Here is a 21,888-nt window from a genome sequence, read left to right on the forward strand (position 1 = left end):
CATGCGTTCCACCGGGCGCGGGGCCGACCTGACGGGCCGACGATACGGGTGGGTGTCATCGTGAAGGAGACGAATGACGCTGGGCACAATCGGCGGCTATGAACTGGTCAGACCGCTCGGTTCGGGAGGCATGGGCGACGTCTGGTTCGCGGTGTCACCGACGGCGGACCGGGTCGCGCTCAAGGTGATCAGGCAACACCTGATCGAGGATCCGACCGTGCGGGAGCGGTTCGCCGCCGAGGTCGAGAGCCTCAAGCTGGTCTTCGGCTCCCGGATCGCCCGGCTCGAGGACGCCGACCCTTACGCCGACCCGGCCTGGCTCGCCGTCGAGTACGTCGCCGGCGCCACCCTGCGGCAGCACGTCGACGCGCGCGGGCCGCTGCCGCTTCCCCTGGCCGCCATGGCCGGCGCGATGCTGGCCGACGGCCTGGCCAAGGTGCACCAGGCCGGTCTGCTGCACCGCGACCTCAAGCCGCAGAACATCATCCTCGGGCCGGACGGCCCGAAGCTCATCGACTTCGGCCTGGCATTGCTCATCGACCGGAGCGACTACCTGACCGCACCCGGCGCGCTGGTCGGCACGCCCGCCTACATGTCACCCGAGCAGGTCCGGGGCGAGCGGAAGCTGACCGCAGCGGTGGACATCTACGGCCTGGCGGCCACCCTGGTCTTCGCCCTCACCGGGCACGGGCTCTATCCGCCGACCAACTCGTGGAACCTGCTGCTGCGGATCAGCGAGCCGGGCGACCTGCCCGACCTGTCCGACGTGCCGGCCGAACTGGTGCAGCTACTGGGGGCGATGCTCGCCTTCGACCCCACCGCCCGGCCCAGGCTCGACGCCGTCCACACCCGACTTCTCGCGGTGGCCACCGCCAGCAGCGGCCGGACCGCCCTCGACCTGCGGCAGGAGGTCGCCGCCCTCACCTACGACGGCGCCACCGAGCTACTGCTCCCGCCGGACCTGGCAGACCCCCGCCGCGACCCGGAGGACGCCGCGCCCGTCGCGGAGGACCCCACCCCGCAGCCGGAGCCGGCGGCCCCCACGAAGGTCCACCCCGAGCGGCCCGCCCCGCCCCCCGCCGACGTGCGATGGCTGGTCGACAAGATGCGCCGCCAGTACGCCCGCCGCTCGACCCTGTAGGAAGGCCCCACCGATGACCACCACCCAGGCCGCGACGTTCGCCCCGGGCTCCCGAATCGTCGTACGGGACGAGGAGTGGCTGGTCCGCAGCGTGAAGACCGACACCGCGGACGGCACCGTGATCAAGGCAGTCGGGGTCTCCGAGTTCGTCCAGGACGTCGAGGCCACCTTCTTCACGGGCCTGGAGGCGATCACGCCGCTGGTGCCCGAGGAGACGGAACTCGTCCAGGACACCTCCTCCCGGTTCCGGCAGAGCCGGCTGTTCCTGGAGGCCGTGCTGCGGCGCACCCCGCTGCCCCGCACCGAGCGGGGCCTGGCCCTGGCCGACCGGTTCCTGCTCGACCCGCTGACCTACCAGCAGCGCCCCGTCGAGCTGGCCCTGTCCGGCCTGCGGCCGAGGATCCTGCTCGCCGACGTGGTCGGCCTGGGCAAGACCCTGGAGATCGGGCTGATCCTCGCCGAGCTGATCCGCCGGGGCCGGGGCGACCGCATCCTCGTCGTGTCGCCCCAGCAGGTGCTTGAGCAGTTCCAACGGGAACTCTGGACCCGCTTTGCCATTCCCCTCGTCCGGCTCGACTCGACCGGCATCCAGCGCGTCCAGCAGGAGATCCCCGCCGGGCGGAACCCGTTCACCTACTTCAAGCGGGCCATCATCTCCGTCGACACCCTCAAGGACGCCGGCCAGTTCGGCCACCACCTCGACTCCACCACCTGGGACGCCGTCGTCATCGACGAGTCGCACAACCTCATCAACAAGGGCACCCAGCGCAACGAACTGGCCCGCCGGCTCGCCGCGCAGACCGACGCGCTGCTGCTGGCCAGCGCCACCCCGCACAACGGCAACAAGGAGTCCTTCGCCCAACTGATCTCGCTGCTCGACCCGGCGGCCATCGCCAACGAGAAGAACTACCAGGCCAGCGACATCGCGCATCTCTACCTGCGCCGCACCAAGATCAGCCCGGAGGTACGCGACCAGATCGGCGACCGCTGGGCCGACCGTGGCCCCTCCCAGGCGCTGCACTGCGTGGCCGGCACGCTTGAGGAGCAGGTCTTCGACGAGCTGACCGACGTGTGGTTGGCCGGCAAGTGGAGCGACGAGGCGGTCACGGGTCAGCACCGGCTCTTCCCGTACACGCTGTTGAAGTCCTTCCTCTCCTCCCACCGGGCGCTGCATGAGACGGTGGCCAACCGGCGGAGGAACAAGGCCACCGGTGCCGAACGGGCGGCGCTGGACCGACTCGCGGAGCTGACCTCGGCGATGACCGACCGGGACTCCAGCAAGCTGAACATGCTGGTTGAGGAGTTGAGGAGGATCGGCGTCGGCCGGGGCAGCGACACCCGGGCCGTGGTCTTCTCCGAGCGGGTGCCGACCGTCAAGTGGCTCGCCGAGGTCGTTCCGGGCCTGCTTGGCCTCAGGCCGAACGCCGTCCGGGTGCTGCACGGCGGTGTGGCCGACTCCGACGAGCAGAAGATCCTCCAGGAGTTCGAGCTGGCCGGCAGCGACGTGCGGCTGCTCTTCACCGGCGACGTGGCCTCCGAGGGCGTCAACCTGCACCAGCAGTGCCACCATTTGATCCACTACGACGTCCCGTGGAGCCTCATCCGCATCGAGCAGCGCAACGGCCGCATCGACCGGTACGGCCAGAAGCACCGCCCCCAGTTCCGGGCGCTCATCCTCACCTCCGCCCGCGACGACGCCAAGGACGACCGCACGGTCTCCAAGAAGCTGCTCGACCGGGAGGAGACGGCCCACCGCAGCCTCGGCAGCGTCGAGGCGGCGACCGGCCTCTACGACGCCAGGGTTGAGGAGGACCGCCTCGTCCGCGACCTGCTCGCCGGTAGGTCGGTGGAGGAGTCCTACGAGGCCGCCCACGCCGAGGTCGACGTGATGGCCGACCTCTTCGGCGACGTCGGCACCGCCCCCGTGACGGCGGACGTGCCCCGCGCCCGGGTGTCGAAGCTCTTCGACTCCACCCGCGACTTCGTCGATGCCGCCCTGCTCGAGATCTACGAGGACCGCCCGGAGGACCGCATCGACCTGCGCCGCGAGGACGAACTGCTGACCTTCTTCGCCCCCGAAGACCTGGTGCACCGGCTCACCGACCTGCCCCGCTCCTACCTGCGCGCCCACCGGGAGGGCGAGAAGCTGCGGCTCAAGGTCACCTTCGACCGGGCGCTCGCCCAGCGAAAGCTCGACCAGGCCCGGCAGAGCAGGACTCCGATGTGGCCGGAGATCGCCTTCCTCAGCGATGTGCATCCGATGGTCGACTGGCTGGTCGACAAGGTGCTGATCCGCCTCGGTCGGCAGCAGGCCCCGGTGCTGACCGCCGACGTGGCCGCCCCGACCTACCTGATCCAGGGCGTCTACGCCAACCGCCTCGGCCAACCCACCGTGGTCCACTGGATGGCCGTTTCCGGGCTGCCCGGCCAGCCGACGATCCGCCCCATGGACGAGGTGCTCCGCGAGGCCCGGGTCGGCCCCGACATGGTCAACCGCGTCGAGCCCGTCGCGACGGACGCGCTCAAGGCCCTGCTCCCACAGGCCGTCGCCGTCGCCCGGGATTACCTGGCGGGCAAGTGCGCCGAGTGGGACGCGGTCAACGCCGAGCCGTTGCGCCGGCACCGCGAGAAGCTGGCCACGTTCCAGCAGGCCAGCCTCCTCGACGAGCTGCCCGGCGCGCATCGTGAGAAGCGCCGCCAGCGGGTCACCGCCACCGTCCAGGAGCAGCGCGACCTGCTCGACAGGTTGGAAACCGCCGGCGACCCGCTGCTGCGGGTGCTCGCCGTCCTTGTCCCGTCTCCGGAAAGTGCAGCCTGATGAGCTTCGAGTCGCTGACCAACCGCGGCGAGTACCTCTCGGCGCACTACCTCGCCGAGATCCTGCCCACCGCCCTCAAGGGCGGCCTCGTCAAGCAGTGGGCCGAGCGGGAGAAGGCCGGGCAGGGCACCCCGCGTACCGGGCTGCGGGGCACGCGCCGCCCCTACTTCGACGCCAAGACCGAGCTGGCCGACGACGAGTTCTTCGACCCGGAGCGGCTGCGCAAGCTCCATCAGGAGCTGCTGAAGTCCCTCGGCTTCGAGCCGCAGCCGCAGACCATCACCGTCGAGCGGGCCGGCCACGCGCACGAGGTCTGCGTCGCCCACGCCGAGCTGGGCACCGCGCACGGCATCGTCGCCCTGGACTGCGGCTGGGCCGTCGACACCGAGGCCGCCCAGGACCCCGACGGCGCGGGCCGGCTGGTCGACCCCGTCACCCTGCCCGGCAACGAGACCATCGCCACCGGCGCGAAGCTCGTCTCCTGGCTGCTCGCCGCCGACAACCCCAAGCTCCGGTACGTGCTCATCCTCAGCGGCGGCGTGCTCACCCTCGCAGATCGCAGCGCGTGGGGCGAGGGCCGATACCTGGCCGTCAGCCTCGACACCCTCTACGCCCGCAACGACGACAAGGAGTACGACGTCGTCGCCGCCCTGTTCGGCGCCGACTCGCTGCGCCCACCCGCCGAGGGCGGCACCGAACCCCTCGCCGAGCTGGTCGCCGGCTCCCGGCAGCACGCCGTCGGCGTCTCCGGCGAACTCCGCGAGGGCCTGAAGGTCTCCGTCGAACTCATCGCCAACGAGGTCCTCGACCGCATCCGCGACGCCGGCCACCAGCCGCAGCAGGTGATGGACCTCGACGAGCTGGCCAAGGAACTCGGCCGCGAGGCGCTGCGCTACCTGTACCGGATCCTGTTTCTCCTCTACGCCGAGGCCCGCCCTGAACTGGGCGTGCTCCCGGTCAACGACCCCCAGTACGTCGAGGGCTACAGCCTCGCCCGCATCGGCGACCTCGTCTCCCGCCGCCTCGCCCCGTCGGCCGAGGGCGGCACCCACCTGTACGAGTCGCTGGACCTGCTGTTCCGCATGGTCAACGAGGGCCACCGCCCGCGCGGCGGCGCGCAGGTCGACGAGAAGGCCAGCGAGGGCATGGGCCTGCGCTTCGAGCCCATGCGCTCGGACCTGTTCCTGCCGGAGAAGACCAAGCTCATCGGCCGGCTCATCGCCGAGCCGGGCAGCGACCCCGACGATCCGCAGGGCCCGAAGATCGATACCCGGCTGCGCAACAAGACGCTCTACGAGGTGCTGCGCCGGCTGATGCTCACCAGGGGTGGCCGGAAGCGGCGCGGCGGCTTCATCTCGTACGCCCAGCTCGGCATCAACCAGCTCGGCGCGGTCTACGAGGGCCTGATGTCGTACACCGGTTTCGTCGCCACCGAGCAGCTCTACGAGGTCGCCAAGAACGGCGACCCGAAGGACGGCTCGTGGATGATCCCCGCCTCCAAGGCCGACGAGTACGACGACGGCGTCTTCGTCTACAAGGAGGACCCGTACACGGGCGTGCGCAGCCGCGTCAGCCACGCCCCCGGCGCGTTCGTCTACCGGCTCGCCGGCCGGGACCGGCAGACCAGCGCCTCCTACTACACCCCGCAGTCGCTCACCGAGGTCACCGTCCAGCTCGCCCTCAAGTACCGCCTCGACCAGGACGACACCACGACCCCGGCCCGTGAGCTGCTGGACTGGACGATCTGCGAGCCGGCGCTGGGCTCCGGCGCGTTCCTCAACGAGGCCATCAACCAGGTGGCCGCCGAGTACCTGCGCCGCCGGCAGGCCGAACTCGACGTAACCCTCGACCCGGAGGACTACCACCTCGAACTCCAGCGGGTGAAGGCGTACATCGCCCTGCACAACTGCTACGGCGTCGACCTCAACCGCACCGCAGTCGAGCTGGCCGAGGTCTCCCTCTGGCTCAACGTCATGCACGCCGGCCTCCAGGCCCCCTGGTTCGGCCTGCACCTGCAACGCGGCAACTCGCTCATCGGCTGCGGGCGCAAGACCTACGCCCCGGCGCAGCTCGCCGACAAGTCGTGGCTCACCACCGCCCCGGCCGAGAAGCCGTTCCGGGACGGGCCGATCGACGAGGGCACCATCCACCACTTCCTGCTCCCGGCCGACGGGTGGGGCGCGGTCGCGGGGGAGAAGGAGGCCCGCGAGCTGGCACCGGAGGAAACCGCCAAGCTCAAGGCATGGCGTACGGCGATGAAGCGCATGCCGTCGCCGAAGGGGAAGAACTCGCAGGTCAAGCGGTTGCAGGCGCTCGCTGGGCGGGTGGAGTTCCTGTGGGGGCTGGTGCAGCAGCGGCTCGCCATCTCGGAGCGGGAGATCCGCCGGGACATCAAGGTCTGGGGCGCGGACGATCTGCCGCCGGTGACCGGAGCGGTGGCCCGGGAGCAGATCCTCGCGGACCTGACCGCGCCCGGCACGCCGTACTGGCGGCTCAAGACGCTGATGGACGTGTGGTGCGCGCTGTGGTTCTGGCCCCTGGACAAGGTCGGCCTGCTCGACGGCACCGACCCCGCGTACCCGGCTGCGCCCCTCCAGGTGTCGCACGTGACGGAGGTGTCGACGTACGAGGAACCGGTGGTCTACGAGGCCCCGGACATCTTCGGGAACGTGCAGCCGCAGCAGATGAAGCTGCCGACGAAGCCGACCGGTGGCACGCGGCGGACGACGCTGGCGGAACAGCTCCGCCAGCAGGTGCCCCTGACCAACCTGGACGACTGGCTAAGCTTCGCCGAGGCGCTCATCGGCCGGAGTGACGCGGACGAGGGCACCGAGAGGTTCTACGGCCGCAAGCTCACCAACCTGGACGAGATGAGCGAGTTCGAGCAGAAGCTCGACGGCGTCATCGGCGTCGACTCACCCTGGACCCTGTCCGACCGATTCCCATGGCTCTTGGCCGCCGATCAGATAGCTGACGAGCAGGGCTTCTTCCACTGGGAACTCACCTTCGCTCATGCCTTTGCTGCAGGAGGATTCGACCTCCAAGTTGGAAACCCGCCCTGGGTGCGTCCGAGGTGGGATGCCTCGGCTGCTCTAGCTGAGTTCGATCCTTGGTTCAAACTCATCGACAAACCGCCGGTGCGGACGAAGGCGGCGCGTACAGAAGTGATCCTGACGAATCCGGCAGTTGAGGCATATCTAAAGGGCGAGAGGGAGAGGATTAGCGCGACTGTCGCGTTCTTTAGCTCGGCTCAAGTCTTTCCACTGCTGGTAGGAACGCAGCCGGACTTGTATCGCGGGTTCATGTGTCGGGTATGGGAAAACGCGTCGACGAATGGCGCGATCGGACTTGTGCATCCGGACACGCACTTCATAGGGGAGAAGGAAGCGTTATTGCGAGCTTCCGCGTACCCTCGCCTGAGGGTGCATGCCGACTTTGTCAACCCGGGTCACCGCTTCTTCCCAGAGCCGGTGGGTGAGTCGAGTCATTTTGGTGTGCACATCTACGGGAGTCGGAGGGATATCGACTTTGATCATCTGTCCTGGCTCTTCTCGGTTGAAGCTCTTCGACTTTCGTTTGACCACAATGGTTCTGGGGAGCCTCCGAGCGTGCGGTTTATGGGCGCTCTTGACGAGCGACCACATCGTGCTCGTATTATTAAAGTTAATCGAGAGGTGCTTGCTCAATGGCAGCGTCTTGCGGGCGACACGGACCGGCCGATCGAGCATGCTCGGCTCTTATCTCCGGTTAGCACCGCCGAGAGTTCAGCGATCCAAGCTCTGTCTAACTGGTCGGTGCGACTTGAGGCCTTTCTACCTCAGATATCACGGGGTCTCGATGAGAGTGGAGCAAAGCAGGCGGGAATCATGGATTACGCACTTTCAGAGCCGGGCGACTGGACTGAAGTTATTCTTAAGGGGCCTCAGCTTGGTGTGGCCACACCTTTCTTTAAGGGGCCAAACCCTGGGAGTAACGACGTGCTTGGGGCGAACCTCGTAGAATTGAAGGAGGGTGCCGTTCCTGCAACTGAATATCGTCGAAGCGTAACCTTGCGGGAATATAAAGATCAACATGACCGCTGGATCGACTACGAGTTACTCGATCGCCTCAACAATTCGCCGCAAGCGATCGCAGAAGCGCGCAGTGTCCTTGCGGGCTCACTTGCGTGCTCGCCGCAAGACGTTCCGCAAGCTGAGATCGATCGCCACTTGATGGGCCAGGCCGCTCGTCGCTATACCGAATTCTATCGGCTTGCATGGCGTGAAATGATCGCTCCTGACACCGAGCGCAGTCTCTATTCGGCATTGCTTCCGCCCGGACCGACTCACGTAAACGCAGTGCGCAGCGCAGCCTTCCGAAACCGCCGCCTCACTTGTCTTGCGGCCGGATTTTGGGCCGCTATTCCCGTTGACTATCTATTGCGAGTCCTCGGCGTGGGCCATCTAGACGTTTCAAATGCGCGGCGGATGCCCGCTCCTAGCTTGCCACATCCGCTGGCCAACGCCTTGTTACTGCGAACGCTGCGCTTAAACTGTTTGACCAGGGCATACTCGGAGTTATGGGGTGATGTCTACAGCGAAGAATGGCGGAATGAAAGTTGGGCCCTGCCCTGGAAAGGCGTTGGATTGCTGGGCTCTGTCGACAGGCGGTGGAATTATTCGACCCCGCTTAGGACTGAGATGGCGCGCCGCGCCGCGCTGGTTGAGTTGGATGCATTAGTGGCCGTGTGGCTCCAAGTAGACGCTAATTCGCTAATAGCGATGTATCGGTCGCGCTTCCCTGTTATGAATCGATTTGAGGAGGCGGTATGGTTTGACTCTGCTGGCTCGAAGATTGCAGGGAACCACCGGGCGCATGGGCAGCGCCAAAAGAAAAATCACTTTGTGCAGCTTCAGGCTCATCTAATGGATCCAGGTAAAAACCCTGCCCCCGACGGCTTCACGGGTCCATTCTATAAAGCTGACCGGGAGCGGGAAATGCGCGAAGCGCACGAGGTCTTCAAAGCCCGACTCGGCACTGCTTGATCGTCCTTGCGGCAAGCCGGCGCGCCAATCATAGTTGCCACCGGTGGAAGGTCGTCCGGTGCGGGCCGCCTAGTCAAATTGAAACGTCGGCCTACGGAACTAGATGTGTAGTCGCAGCGTCCTTGGAAAGAGGACTGTTTCTGGTGTCGCGTGTATGAGTTCTTTTGATGGCCTGCAAGAATGACTGACTGTATGGCGGAGGCGCACCCGGCATGTCTGCCGGGTGCGCCTCCGTCTGGTGAACGGCTTAGCGGGCGGACTTGGTGGCCCTGACAAAGCTGGTCCAGGCGGTGGGGGAGAAGGTTAGGGCGGGTCCGGCCGGGTCCTTGCTGTCGCGTACGGCGACGAGGCCGGGCAGGTTGGCGGCGACCTCGACGCAGTTGCCGTTGTTGTCGCCGCTGCGGGTGCTCTTGCGCCACTGCGCGCCGAGCAGATCGTCAGCCATGGTGGACCTCTTCCTTGATCTTTGCGATCATCCTTCTTGATTCTTCCTCACCAAGCGCCAGGCCGACGAGGCTCGCCCAGACCTTTTCGTAGACGGCGAACTCGTCTGGTCTGTCGAGGTAGAGGGCTCCCGTGACGGACTCGCTGTAGACCACAGACGGGTCAGGCGTGGCCCGGTTGCCGAGTGGGAAGTCGAGCATGACGAAGGCCCCAGCCAGCGCGCCGTAGTGCGCACCAGCCGCCAGCGGCAGGAGGTGGATCGACACGTTCGGTAGCTCGGCCCGCTCAAGAAGGCGGTCCAGTTGCTCAGCCATGACCGCTGAGCCGCCGACGCGTCGAAGTAAGACCGCCTCGGACAGGACCCATTCCAGCTTCGGCGCTTTCGGGAGACGGCGAACCAGGATCTCCTGTCGACGGCGGCGTACCTCCAGAACCTCTTCCAACTCGTCAACTGGCATGTTGGGGCGGTTCTGGTAGACGCCCCGGGTGTAGGCCGGAGTTTGGAGCAGCCCCGGCACGAGAGTGTCGTCGTGCTCGCGGAGCCGGCAGGCCGCGGACTCCAGGCCGACGTACATCTCGAACCAGTCGGGGACGGCGTCGCCGTACGAGTGCCACCAGCCCTTGGCCTTGGTCTCGGTGGCCAGGGCGGTCAGGGCGCTGGTCAGCTCGCGCGTCGCCCCGTACAGCTCGCACATGCCCTGGACGTCGAGGGGGCGGACCGCGCCGAGGCCGCTCTCGATGCGCCACATCTTCTGCCGGCTGCAATACAGCGCCTCCGCGGCCCCGTCGAGCGTCATGCGCGCCTCGGTGCGCAGGTCGCGCAGCGCCCGCCCGAGCTGCCGCCTTGGCACTGTCGATCCCATGTCTTCGGTCATCCGCTCCCGCCCTCTCCGTGTTGCGTTTTGTTACATGCTTCTTGGTGCCGGTGTTACACCGAAGAATGGTGCCCTGGAATGAGCCGGGAGTGGGCAACCATTCAGGTCCGATTGCGCCTTCGACACTACAAGACGCCTGTGACAAGAGCCATCACCGCACAATTCCCACGCGCGAATCTCGCTTTGTGGCGATTGATCTCGAAGTTCGAGGCGTACCTGATCCGGAGGTGGTCCCAAGCCGGACTGCTGAAGTCCGGTCGGGTCAGGAACGACCTTCCGCTGCCGCGCCTAGCCCGGCCCAGGAGCGCAGCAACCATCCGCCGATCGAGTCGGCAGGCCCCGCGCCGGGGCCGTTGACGATTCGCTGGACCACCTCGGCGCGGGTGAACCAGCGCGCCTCGATCAGCTCCGCACCATCGACGTCGATCCGCTCGTCGAGCGCCTGCCCGATGAACCCGATCATCATCCCGGCCGGGAACGGCCAGCCCTGGGAGCCCTGGTAGGTGACGGGGCCGACCGAGACGCCCGCCTCCTCGGCGACCTCGCGGCGTACCGTGCCCTCCAGGCTTTCGCCGATCTCGACGAAGCCGGCCAGCAACGAGAAGTTGTCCGGGCCCGCGCCGTGGTGCCGGGCCAGCAGGCAGCGCGGTTGCGGGCCGGGGATCTCGATCAGCATGATCACGGCCGGCTCGATCTGGGGAAACAACAGCCGATTGCACTCCGGGCCGGTGCACACCCGGACGTGGCCGGCCTGGGCGCTGCGGGCGGGCGACCCGCAGGCGCCGCAGAAGCGGGCGTGGCGGTTCCAGTGGAGCAGGCCGCGCGCGTACGCCAGGGTCGCGGCGTGCGGGTGCGGCAGGCTGGCTGCCAGCGTACGCAGATCGGCGCTCGTCTGCGCGGCGCACAGCCGCAGCGCGGCGGGCTCGGCGGCGGCGCTCAAGTCGGCGGCGAAGACGGGCGTGCCGTCGTCCAGGCCGAGCAGCACCAACTCGTCGGCGGCGGCCGCTATCTCTCGGCCCCGGGCGCCGGTCGCGACGACCGGGGCGCCGGCGGCGAGAAGGCAGCGGTCCCGCCACATCGGCACCAGCCGGACGTCGGGGCGGGCGAGCTGGCCGGCAACCCACTCGGGGTCAGCACGCCGGCCCGGGACCCGGTCGTGCGGTGTCCCGGTGTAGGCCAGATCGTCGAACGCCACGCGGGGTTTCTACCACGGACCCCGGCATCCGAGGGCGATGAGCCCTTCCGGCCATCAGCCGCTGTCCGCCGGGGATCAGCCGGAATCGGACGACCACGCTCTACCCTAGCTGCACGCCGGCCGTCCCGAGCTGGGTCGGTACGCCGAAGACACGGCCCCACGGCCCCGGAATTCGATGGGACAGTCATGCGAGTCGTCGTTATCGGCGGAAGTGGTCATATCGGCACATTCCTCGTCCCCCGGCTGGTGCGCGCCGGCCACGAGGTGCTGAGCATCAGCCGCGGCACCAGCACCCCCTACGCCGACGAGCCCGAGTGGCGGCAGGTGCACCGGGTCGTCGCCGACCGGGAGCGGGAAGACCGCGAGGGCACCTTCGGCGACACGGTGGCCGGGCTCCGCCCGGATATCGTGGTCGACCTGGTCTGCTTCACCCTGGAATCGGCCACCGCGCTGGTCGGGAGCCTCCGCGGCCGGGCCGGGCACCTGCTGCACTGTGGGTCCGTCTGGCGCTACGGGCCCAGTCACCACGTGCCGACCTCCGAAGCGTCGGGCACCGCCCCGTTCGGCGAGTACGGGATTCGGAAGGACCGCATCGCCCGGATGCTGAAGGCGGAGACCGAATCCGGGGGCCTGGTGACCACGTCGCTGCACCCCGGGCACATCGTCGGTCCCGGCTGGCACCCGATCGGCCCGCTGGGCAACGTCGACCCCGCGGTCTGGCAGACGCTCTCGGCCGGGCGTGCGCTGCGGGTCCCCGGTAGCGGCGTCGAGCTGATGCACCACGTGCACGCCGACGACGTCGCCCAGGCCTTCGAGCAAGCAATCGAGCGCCGGGACGCGGCGGCGGGCGAGGACTTCAACATCGTCGCCCCCACCGCGCTGACCGTCCGCGGGTACGCCCACGAGGCCGCCGGCTGGTTCGGGCAGCCCGGGTCGCTGGAATCGGTGACCTGGGAAGAATTCCGTCAGACCACGACGCCGGAGCATGCCGAGATGAGCTGGGAACACCTATACCGCAGCCACTGCTTCAGCATCGAGAAGGCCAGAACCCTGCTCGGCTACGCGCCGCGCTACGAACCGCAGGCCGCCGTGCTCGAATCCGTCCGCTGGCTGATCGACCACGAAAAGCTGGAGGTGGCCCGACCGCTCACCGTATGAAGCAGGTAAGGCCGGTATCCGTGCCGGCACCGCGCGGCGAAGCAGGAATCCACCGGACGCTTCCTGGGCGGTGGTGCAGCGGCGGCGTCGAGGCCCGGCCGCCACTGAAAGTTCGTCGCGAACGCCTCCGGCCGGTTGTAGTCTCGGCCCTCATGAGCTGGCTGCCCGACGACTTCGTCCATCCCGTCCGGGTGCCCGTGCCCGGCACCGCGCTTCACCTCCGGCCCATCCGCGAGGCGGACACCGCGATCGACTACCCCGCCGTGATGGGCTCCCGGGAACGCCTGTGGGAGATCTTCGGCCCGGCCTGGGGCTGGCCCAGCGAGACGATGACGTACGAGGAGGACCGCGTCGACCTGCTGCGGCACGAGAAGGAGATAGCCGCGCACCAGTCGTTCAACTACGCGCTGCTGGACGAGGCGGAGACGGCGATCCTCGGCTGCGTCTACATCGACCCGCCCGAGCGCACCGGCGCCGACGCGGAGGTCTCCTGGTGGGTGGTGGACGACCTCGTCGGCGGCGAGGCGGAGCGCGCGCTCGACGCGCTGGTGCCGCAGTGGATCGCCGCCGACTGGCCCTTCCAACAGCCCCGCTGCATCGGCCGTGACATCACCTGGCGGGACTGGCTCGCGCTGCCGCCCGCCTCGTGACGCGCCCGGTCGCACTGGTACTGCGACCTACTTGTCGCGTGGCCCACCCGTTCGCTGATTTGGTCAACTGCGCACGGCCTTGTTGAGCAGCTTCTTGACCGCCGCCTCGCCCTTCTCGCTCAACTCCGTCAGGGCGAAGGACGTCGCCCACATGCCGTGGTCCTCATCGAGCTTCGCCTCCGCCGTGAACCCGAACGACGAGTAGCGCTCCTTGTCCACCTGGCCGCTGCGGAAGAAGCACACCACCTTTCCGCCCCGGGCGTAGGCGGGCTGGCCGTACCACAGCTTCGGGGTCAACTCCGGAGCGGTTTCCGCGACGATGGCGTGCAGACGCTCGGCCACCGCACGGTCCGGCTGCGCCATCTCGGCGATCTTCGCGAGCACATCCCTCTCGTCGGCCGCCGCCTTGTTCGCGCTCTTGCTGCGGCGAGCCTCCGCCTTCAACTCCGCCGCGCGGTCCTTGATGGCGGCGCGCTCGACCTCGGAGAAGCTCTCCTCGGAGGACTTGCCCTGTCTGCTTTCCTTGCTGGCCTTCGACGCAGCGCTCACGTAGCTGCCGCTCCTCTCGTCCGTCACCGTGGTCGGCGTGGTCATTCACGCTAGCCGCAGGCGACGAGACGCGCCTTCTCGAATCCTGACCGGTCCATCGGCGGGGCGGCCGCGCCACGCGGCGAGGTCGCCGGGACCTGTGCGATGCCCGTGCCGCAGACCGTGGCAGGCGGGGATCGGCTGAACCTGCCGATCTCTTCCCGACGCTAAGAAATTTAGCACGGGCCGGTGGTCCCCGGTATCGAACGATTTGCTGATTACCCGCCCCGCGTGATCCGGCTAAATTCGCAGCCGAATCAACGGGGAAAGGATCCGAATTCCGTGCAGGGTCTACAGGGTCAGAAGAACAGCCATCCTTCGGGTGGGAACTCGGCCGAAGAGGAGGAGCGAAAGCCGTCCATGCTGGTCCGGCGGGGGTTGATTCCGGATACGCGTCCGCAGCGGATTCTCGCTCTGGCGACGTTCGTGAACATGATCGGCAGCGGCGTCTTCATGGTCAGCGCCGCGCTTTTCTTCACCCGTGTCGTCGGGCTTTCCCTGGCTCAGGTCGGCATCGGAATGGGCATCGCGGCCGCCGTTGGCCTCCTGACCGGCGTGCCGGTCGGGCACCTCGCCGACCGACGAGGACCGCGAGAAATCTATCTCTGGATGCTCGTCATTCAGGGCGTGGCGATGGCGGCGCTGGTCCTCGTACAGTCGTTCTGGATGTTCCTGGTGGCGCTGTGCCTGAGCGAACTCGCTCGTTCGGCGGGGGGAGCCGCGCGTGGCCCACTGGTTCGCGGAGTCGGCGGTGCCGACCTCACCAGATACCGCGCCTACCTGCGCTCGATCGCGAACCTCGCCGGCAGTTGCTCCGCCGTGGCCGCCGGCTTCGCGGTGCAGTACGACTCGCGTCCGGCCTACCTGGCCCTGGTGCTGGGCAATGCGCTCACCTTCGCGGCCAGCGCCGCCATCATCGCCGCGCTGCCGTCGCTGCCGCCCGTGCCCGCACCGCAGACGGCCAGCCGCTGGGGGGTGCTCAAGGACCGGTCGTACGTGGCCGTGACCGTGCTCGACGGCATCATGTCGATCCACCATCAGGTGCTTCTGTTCGCACTGCCGCTCTGGATCGTCGGACACACCAGCGCACCACGGTGGCTCATCGGCGCGGGAGCATTCGTCAACACCGCCCTGGTGGTGCTGCTCCAGATCAGGGCCAGCCGGGGAGTGACCGACAGCATCACCGCCGGGAGAGCAATGCGGCGTGCGGGTGTGGCGTTCTTCGTCGGCATGGCCGCGATGGCCGCAGCGGCGGGACTCTCCTCGCGTCTTGCGCTCGTCGGCATCGTCCTCGGCGTCATCGTCCACACGATCGGTGAACTCTGGCACACGGCCGGCTCGCTGGAACTGCGATTCAGCCTCGCTCCCGCCCACGCCCAGGGGCAGTACATGGGACTGTTCGGATTCGGGGCCGGCCTGGCGAACGTGGTCGCCCCCACCGTGCTGGCGCTCTTCTGCATCGCCTGGGGAGTGCCTGGTTGGCTCCTGCTCGGCGGGGTGTTCGTCGTGGGGGGCCTGCTGACGCCGTACGTCGTGCGGTGGGCGCAACGGACGCGCCCGTACGCAGAGCAGCCCGCCTAGCCGGGCCGGCCCTCCCACCTACGGTCGGCCCGCTCCTCACGGGGGGAGCGGGCCGACGCCCGGCGCTCTCAGGTCACCAGGCCGGCGCGGTAGGCGTAGACCACCGCCTGCACGCGGTCGCGCAGGTCGAGCTTGGTGAGGATGCGCGACACGTACGTCTTGACGGTCTCCTGGCTGATCACCAGCGTCGCGGCGATCTCGGCATTGGACAGGCCGTCGGCGATGAGGCGCAACACCTCCAGTTCGCGCGGGGTCAGCCCCACGTTCTGCGGCGTGCCCTCGGCGGGACGGATCCGCGCCGCGTACCTGCCCACGAGCTGCCGGGTCACCTCGGGCGCCAGCAGCGCGGCCCCGCTCGCGACCGTGCGGATGCCGTGCAGCAGTTGCGCCGGCGGGGCGTCCTTGAGCAGGAACCCGCTCGCTCCCGCGCGCAGCGCCTCGTACACGTACTCGTCGAGGTTGAACGTCGTCACCACGAGCACCTTGACGGGGTGGGCCACCCCGGCGCCGGCGAGCAGGCGGGTCGCCCTGATGCCGTCGAGCACCGGCATCCGTATGTCCATCACGACCACGTCGGGGTGCAGCCGCCCGGCGAGGTCGACCGCCGCGCGCCCGTCCCCGCACTCGCCGACGACCTCGAGGTCGGGCTGGGCGGCGATGATCGTGGCGAAGCCGGTGCGGATCAGCGCCTGGTCGTCGCAGACCAGCACCCGGACCGGCGCGGTCACGATGGGCTCCCGGTGGGAATGCGGGCCCGCACGACGAAGCTGCCCGACCGCCGTCCCGCGCTGAACTCCCCGCCGAGCACGCCGACCCGTTCGCGGAGCCCCGCGAGGCCGCGCCCGCTCCCGCCGGGGGCCGCGGCGTACGAGCCCGGGCCGTCGGTGCTGACTTCCACCGTGATCTCCCTTCCGCCGTGCTGGACGTGAACAGTGGTGCGGCTGCCGTGGGCGTGCTTGAGGGCGTTCGTCAGCGCCTCCTGCACGACCCGATACGCCGCGAGCTCGGCGCCGCCGGTCGTCTCCGCCGGCGTACCCTCCTCGGTGAACTCCACCGGCTGCCCGGCCTGCCGGGTCTGCTCGACGAGGGCGCGCAGCTCGCCGACGGACGGCGTACGCGGCTCGGCGCTGTGGTCGGGGTTGAGCAGGTCGAGCAGGTGCCGCAGGTCGGTGACGGCCCGCCGGCCGGTGCTGGTGATGGCGCTCAGGGCCGTGTCGAGGCGTTCGGGGGCGGCGGTCAGGTAGCGCGCCGCCTCGGCCTGCACGACCATCGCCGTCACGTGGTGGGTCACGACGTCGTGGAGTTCGCGGGCGATGCGGGTGCGCTCGGCGGCGCTGGCGGTCACGGCGACCTGGCGGCGGCGTTCGGCCTCGGCGGCCCGGGACTGCCGCAGCCAGGCCCCGATGCCCCAGGCGAGGGCCAGCAGCAGGTAGAACGTGGCGAACCCGGTCACGCCCTCGGTCGACCCGAGCCGGTCGAGGGCGACGGCCAGCACCACGTACCCAGCGGAGGCCAGGGCCACGGTGGTACGCCGACGACGCTCCAGGTGGGCCCCCGCGCTCACCAGCGCGATGGCCAGCGCGGCGCCCGCGACCGTGTGATAGCCGCGGAGCTGGTCGATGGCGAAGCCGACCGACACCAGGGCGAGGCAGAGGGCCGGCCAGCGTCGGCGGACGGCGAGCGGGAGGCACTCCAGGGCGACCACCCCGACGGTCAGCGCGTCGAAGGGACGCCCCGGCAGGTCGCCGAGCTGCGTACCGTGGTTGTGCAGCGCCGGCACCCCCGACGCGAGGGCGAGCAGCAGCGCCAACGGGAGATCCCGGACCGTGACGTCCCACCGCCGCCACGAGGCCGGGACCATCCGAAGGCCGATCATCAGGAAACCGTAGCGGTCGCCGGCTCGACGCCGACCGCGCGGCGACGACGCGGGACGAGGTTGCCGCGCCGGTGGGCCAGCCACATGAACACCAGGGTCAGGGCCACACCCGCCGCCACCGTGTACAGGCTTCCCTCCGGCCCGAAGTCGCCGCCGGTGAGCAGGGCCGGGCCCGACATCGTGGCGTCCAGCAGCCCCTTCGACTCGCCGTTGCCGGAGACCACGACGCTGAAGATGCCGCCCGCGGCGAAGTTCCAGCCGAAGTGCAGCCCGATCGGCACCCACAGGTTGCGGGTGGCGGCGTAGCAGGCAGCGAGCATGAAACCCGCCTCGATCGCGATGGCGACCGCGCCCCACAGGCTGGCGTCCGGATTGAGCAGGTGCATCAGGCCGAACACCACGCCGGTCAGCAACAGCGCGATCCAGGTGCCCGTGCGTTCCTCGACGAGGCGGAACAGGACGCCGCGGAAGAGCAGTTCCTCGGTCGTGGCGGCGGCGGCCATGAACCCGAACAGCGCCACCGCGCCCGACACCGAGCCCAGGCCGTGGACGTGGTAGCCGCCGACGAAGGCGATGTTGACGATGACGGCCGCGAACATCCCGACCCCGATCAGCACCCCCCGGGCGATCCGGGCGCGGGCCCCGGCCCGGGCCACCTCCGTGGGCGCGCGGCGTTCGGTGCGTCGCACCACCCAGGCGTAGACACCGATCGCGGCCACGGCCGTCAACACACCGAGGGCCAGGGTGCGCCAGGTGTTCCCCTCCACCGCGGCCATGGCCTGGCTGCCGACGAAGGTGACCGCCAGAACGGCCAGGAACTGCTTCAACAAGCGCATGATGATTCCCTAACGCGGTCCGCAGCCGGAGCGCTGCGGGTACGTCAAACGCTATGGAGTCGCCGGTCAGGAATCGTCACCGTGCGGTGGACACTTGCGGGTAGCTCGCGCGGGGGACAAGGACTTCACCCAGTTCCGCGGTCTCCCGCAGGCGATGCGGAGGCGCTGTCGCCTGTCCGTCCCGACCCGGCCAGGCGGACGTCCGGAAGCAGACGGGCCGCCGAGTGCCGCCCCGTGACTGGAAGCTCGCGCACCGATTGCGTCAGCGTCCGCTGCGCACCGAAAGCGTGGACGGCACTCTCCATGTCGCGTTCACCGGTAGCTCACCCCGTACCAGCTCGGCGAATTCGCGCCGCAGCGCGGAAAGGTCCACCGGGCGGCCCGCCAGCGTGGCGCACAGTTCCGCCAGCGGCCAGGCGCGGTAGTGGCCGAAACGGACGGCGTAGATGGCCACTGTGTGCAGCGCGTAGGCGTCCGAGTAGTCCAGCAGCACGTACCCCAGCAGCTGGTCCAGGTCGGCGCGGGCCAGCGCCGCCGCCCGGCTGCCGTCGGCCCGGGGTCGTCCGCCCTGGCCGGCCTTGAAGTCCACCAGTACGCCACCGGCAATTAGATCGGCGTCGGCGTTCAGGTCGGCGCTGCCGTCGAAGGTCGCTCCGGTGAACACCGGCCCCGCCGGCAGGGCCGGCAACAGCCGCTCGACCGCCAGGTCCCGCATCGCGACCAGGTCTGCGACCTCGTCGGCGTTGGCCAGCTCGAGCAGTTCCGACGCCTGGCTGTCCGGGGCGAGCCGCATCAGCCGGGAGCCGTCGACCATGGGCGTCCGATACAGCTCCACGAGCAGGGCGAGCGCGTACGACACCCGCGCCCACCACTCGTCGGGGCGGTCGGCGAACCGGGCCGGGTCGACCGGCCTGAGCGTCCTGCCCTCGTCGTCGAATGCGCCCAACTCGTCCAGCAGTTCGAGGCCCGCCCGCCGGCCGGGTGCCCGAAGTGAGCGCAGGCCGGCCGCGGCGAGGCGCACCGACGGGGCCGGGTCGACCAGGAACCGCAGCCACCAGTCGATGGCCGCGCCCTGGGTCCCCGGCGCTACCGTCGGGGACGGCAGGACCCGGGCCGGGCCGGCCGTCTCCCGGTAGTCGGCCTGCACGTCCTGGTGATGCGGAAACGTCGAACGGAGCCACCGGGCCACCGGGCTCTTCGCACTGCGTACCTCAGCCGTCAACGCGGACATAGTTCGATCTCCGATCGTGCGAAGCGGGCGATCTGTGTAGGAGGTCAGGCGATGGCTGGGGCGATCGCGGGCAGCAGGCCGGTCAGGTCGACCAGTTCGACGTGCGCTGCCGGCCCGGCGGTGAAGTCCCGGATCGGCACGTCCAGTGAACCGAACCGGTCCTCGAATCTGCGCCGCAGGATCGGCGATGACCGATTCAACGCCCAGGTCGCCGTCCCGGTCGCGGTGCGCAGGAAGCGGATCGCCTGCGGCCCGGCGATGTAGAGCTGGGCCCGCCGGCCGGACTGGTCCAGGGCGAGGTGCACCAGATCGGCGAACGCACCGCGCTTGCGCATCGCGTCGGCGCCCTTCCAGACCGACATCTTGAACTCGGCGATTCTGCGGTCGGTCTCCAGGTCGTACGGCCGGCTCGGGTCGTTGCCGGCGGCCAGCGACGGTCGGCGCAGTACCCGCTCGCCGTCCTCCAGGATCAACGGCACGACCTGCGTGATCACCGCAGCGTGGATGACGTCGCTGAGACGCCCGGCGTGCTTGCGCACGAGCAGCGCGGCGAGCAGGAGATCCATCCCCATTCCGGAGCCGTCGGCGATTTCGGCCGCCGCCGGTTGGTCGACCCCGTCCATCCGCGCTTCGAGGTCGGCTATCCGCCCGGTCAGGCCGGCTGAGGCGACGAAGGCGAGCAGCGTCGCGAACGCTTCCGCCGGATCCGGACCGGCATCGTCCAGTTGGCCTTTCGAGGCGCTCGTTGCGTGCTGTGTGTCCTCGACGGGCGACCGGCTGGTCGGGAAGCCGACCGCCCGGAGGTGCCGCAGGGCGATGTGCGAGGTGAACCTGTCCCGGGGCAGGCGGAGCGCCGCCCCGAATGCCTGCTTCACCGGCCACCGCACGCTGTCGACCTCGACCCAGTGATCGCAGATGTCCTCCCGCACCTGGCCGGTCAGACCGGCCCGGACCGTGTCAGCGTCGAGCTGGTAGGTCTGGCCGTTCAGTCTGAAGGTGTGGGTCATGGTTGGTTGTACCTGCGAATCGTCTTGAGAAAATTTTGGAGCATGTCGACGTCGCCCGCTCTGACAGCGTCCTTGTTGAAGTGCATGACCCGATTGCGCACCTCCCGAATCTCGTCGAGCCGCCTGACGAGTCGCTTTCGCTCCAGCCGCCAGCCGAGTTCCGTCCAGCAGTCGTCGTTTCCGAGCACGACGTTGTAATGGGAGATTGACATCTTGTCAATCGCATCGAAGGTCAGGCCAGCCCGGACGCAGACATCCCGGATTCGCGCTTCTTCGAACGCTTCTCGGAGGAGCTGACGGAGTTCACGATCGATCTCACCGATCAGGATGAATGGCGTTGCGGTCTCGTGGTATGTCTTTACGACGTCGGCAGCGGTGATGATGCCCACGATCTTTCGCTCGTGGCTTCTGACGAAGATGAACTCGTATTCCAGGAGGATGTTGAGGGCATCGACCAACCGCCGGTCGTAGTCGAACACATGGACATCAGTGTCGATCGCGTCACTGAACGAGGCATCGGGGTTCTGCGCTCGGGCCTTGGTGATCGTCTTCCAGGACACCACGCCATGAAGCTTGTGCGGATTGGCCAGCACCGGCAGTTGGGAGTAGTCGTCCAACTCCATCGCCGTAATGGCCTCGTCGAAGGTGGCCGTCGGTGCCACCGATACGAGGCGCGGTTGCTTCGGCACCAGATTGCCCAGAGTGAGGCCGATGGTGGTGCTGGTCTCCTCATCCACCCCGGTGGCCTCTTCCTCGATTGCGTCGGCGGGCTGGTCGGCGCGTGCCTTGCTCGTCATGCCGAAACGGATGACCCGTACCGCCTGATCAAGATCGACTGCATTGAAGTCCGGCACGGTGGTCAGCCCGTAGTTGGCCAAGTCGGTGATGATCTGATTTCCGGAGTCGCCGTCCCGGTCCTCGACGCCCCACAGCCCGAGGAGCTGCCGTACGGTCATCGACCTGGGATCGTTCGCCTCGGCGGCCTGCCGTATCTCGTCTAGGAGGGCCAATCGTCGTCCCATGGACTCGGCCTTTGACTCCGGGCCGTTCGCCCCCATCTCCGCCGCGACCTTTTTGACCAGCTGAAGGCGGAGCTGTCCCAGGGTTGGGCCGTCGGGACCGACCCGCCACACCTCCCAGCCGGCCACCGCGGTCACCTCGGCGACGGCGACCGCCGCTCCGGACGGACTGCTGAACTCGCGTCCGTCGGGCAGGCGTAGCCGACCCTTCTCGGTGACGGTTGCCTCGTGCGGATTCGCGCCGTTGTACTGCCGATAAAACAGCACGGCACCAGGCTCCAGTAGATCGGCACCGATCAGATCTGAGATGCGGACCCGACGCCCGTGGAGTAGGACCTCGCGGCGGGTCCGGGGCGGGCTATTCGATGACATGGGCTTGCACTCTAGGTCATGATCCACAAGGGTGGTGTCGCGAATCTGACTCGTCATCCACAAGGGGTGATCA

General features: G+C 68.7%; 16 protein-coding genes. 6 read left to right on the forward strand and 10 right to left on the reverse strand.

Annotated features, from left to right (window positions below; all coding sequences use genetic code 11):
- Positions 1 to 73: 73 nt before the first annotated feature.
- The 3 genes from OG559_RS27015 to OG559_RS27025 are packed head-to-tail and all read left to right on the forward strand — an operon-like array spanning position 74 to position 8,983.
- A complete protein-coding gene (locus OG559_RS27015) occupies positions 74 to 1,141 on the forward strand; it encodes a protein kinase domain-containing protein (protein ID WP_405108688.1) in 1,068 nt (355 codons plus the stop codon).
- Between the two features lie 13 nt (positions 1,142 to 1,154).
- The gene (locus tag OG559_RS27020; protein WP_405108691.1) at positions 1,155 to 3,959 is read left to right on the forward strand and encodes an SNF2-related protein; all 2,805 of its coding nucleotides are present in this window, start codon (positions 1,155 to 1,157) and stop codon (positions 3,957 to 3,959) included.
- A complete protein-coding gene (locus tag OG559_RS27025; protein WP_405108694.1) occupies positions 3,959 to 8,983 on the forward strand; it encodes a class I SAM-dependent DNA methyltransferase in 5,025 nt (1,674 codons plus the stop codon). The genes OG559_RS27020 and OG559_RS27025 overlap by 1 nt, the downstream gene beginning before the upstream one ends.
- A 247-nt stretch (positions 8,984 to 9,230) precedes the next feature.
- Here OG559_RS27025 and OG559_RS27030 read toward each other — a convergent pair whose 3' ends face one another.
- The 3 genes from OG559_RS27030 to nudC all read right to left on the reverse strand — a co-directional run bounded on the left by OG559_RS27030 (position 9,231) and on the right by nudC (position 11,497).
- Complete coding sequence (locus OG559_RS27030) at positions 9,231 to 9,428, reverse strand: DUF397 domain-containing protein (protein WP_405108697.1); 198 nt, start codon at positions 9,426 to 9,428, stop codon at positions 9,231 to 9,233.
- Positions 9,421 to 10,302, reverse strand: a complete 882-nt coding sequence (locus OG559_RS27035; protein WP_405108700.1) for a helix-turn-helix domain-containing protein — start codon at positions 10,300 to 10,302, stop codon at positions 9,421 to 9,423. The genes OG559_RS27030 and OG559_RS27035 overlap by 8 nt, the downstream gene beginning before the upstream one ends.
- 262 nt (positions 10,303 to 10,564) lie before the next feature.
- A complete protein-coding gene (nudC, locus tag OG559_RS27040) occupies positions 10,565 to 11,497 on the reverse strand; it encodes an NAD(+) diphosphatase (protein WP_405108703.1) in 933 nt (310 codons plus the stop codon).
- 186 nt (positions 11,498 to 11,683) lie between these two features.
- Between nudC and OG559_RS27045 the strand changes: the two genes are divergently transcribed.
- Together OG559_RS27045 and OG559_RS27050 are read left to right on the forward strand one after the other, a co-directional pair.
- The gene (locus OG559_RS27045) at positions 11,684 to 12,655 is read left to right on the forward strand and encodes an NAD-dependent epimerase/dehydratase family protein (RefSeq protein WP_405108706.1); all 972 of its coding nucleotides are present in this window, start codon (positions 11,684 to 11,686) and stop codon (positions 12,653 to 12,655) included.
- Between the two features lie 152 nt (positions 12,656 to 12,807).
- Entirely contained in the window at positions 12,808 to 13,305 is a 498-nt protein-coding gene (locus tag OG559_RS27050) for a GNAT family N-acetyltransferase (RefSeq protein WP_405108709.1), read from the forward strand.
- 63 nt (positions 13,306 to 13,368) lie between these two features.
- Here OG559_RS27050 and OG559_RS27055 read toward each other — a convergent pair whose 3' ends face one another.
- Positions 13,369 to 13,854, reverse strand: a complete 486-nt coding sequence (locus OG559_RS27055) for an iron chaperone (RefSeq protein ID WP_405117000.1) — start codon at positions 13,852 to 13,854, stop codon at positions 13,369 to 13,371.
- Positions 13,855 to 14,175: 321 nt separating this feature from the next.
- Here OG559_RS27055 and OG559_RS27060 point away from each other — a divergent pair, with 321 nt between their 5' ends.
- A complete protein-coding gene (locus OG559_RS27060) occupies positions 14,176 to 15,474 on the forward strand; it encodes an MFS transporter (protein WP_405108712.1) in 1,299 nt (432 codons plus the stop codon).
- 68 nt (positions 15,475 to 15,542) lie between these two features.
- Here OG559_RS27060 and OG559_RS27065 read toward each other — a convergent pair whose 3' ends face one another.
- The 6 genes from OG559_RS27065 to OG559_RS27090 form a co-directional block, all read right to left on the reverse strand.
- Positions 15,543 to 16,202 carry a response regulator gene (locus OG559_RS27065; protein ID WP_405108715.1) on the reverse strand — a complete coding sequence of 220 codons (660 nt, stop codon included), beginning with the start codon at positions 16,200 to 16,202 and terminating at the stop codon, positions 15,543 to 15,545.
- The gene (locus tag OG559_RS27070; RefSeq protein ID WP_405108718.1) at positions 16,199 to 17,350 is read right to left on the reverse strand and encodes a sensor histidine kinase; all 1,152 of its coding nucleotides are present in this window, start codon (positions 17,348 to 17,350) and stop codon (positions 16,199 to 16,201) included. Before OG559_RS27070 ends, OG559_RS27065 begins: the two co-directional genes overlap by 4 nt.
- Positions 17,350 to 18,186, reverse strand: coding sequence for a CPBP family intramembrane glutamic endopeptidase (locus OG559_RS27075; RefSeq protein WP_405108721.1), 837 nt, complete (start codon positions 18,184 to 18,186; stop codon positions 17,350 to 17,352). Before OG559_RS27075 ends, OG559_RS27070 begins: the two co-directional genes overlap by 1 nt.
- 262 nt (positions 18,187 to 18,448) lie before the next feature.
- Entirely contained in the window at positions 18,449 to 19,417 is a 969-nt protein-coding gene (locus OG559_RS27080; protein ID WP_405108724.1) for a hypothetical protein, read from the reverse strand.
- Between the two features lie 44 nt (positions 19,418 to 19,461).
- Entirely contained in the window at positions 19,462 to 20,424 is a 963-nt protein-coding gene (locus OG559_RS27085) for a hypothetical protein (RefSeq protein WP_405108727.1), read from the reverse strand.
- Complete coding sequence (locus OG559_RS27090) at positions 20,421 to 21,872, reverse strand: CBS domain-containing protein (protein ID WP_405108730.1); 1,452 nt, start codon at positions 21,870 to 21,872, stop codon at positions 20,421 to 20,423. The genes OG559_RS27085 and OG559_RS27090 overlap by 4 nt, the downstream gene beginning before the upstream one ends.
- Positions 21,873 to 21,888: the final 16 nt, after the last annotated feature.

Origin of the sequence: Micromonospora sp. NBC_01405 (assembly GCF_045040155.1) — a bacterium.
Classification (GTDB): Bacteria; Actinomycetota; Actinomycetes; order Mycobacteriales; family Micromonosporaceae; genus Micromonospora.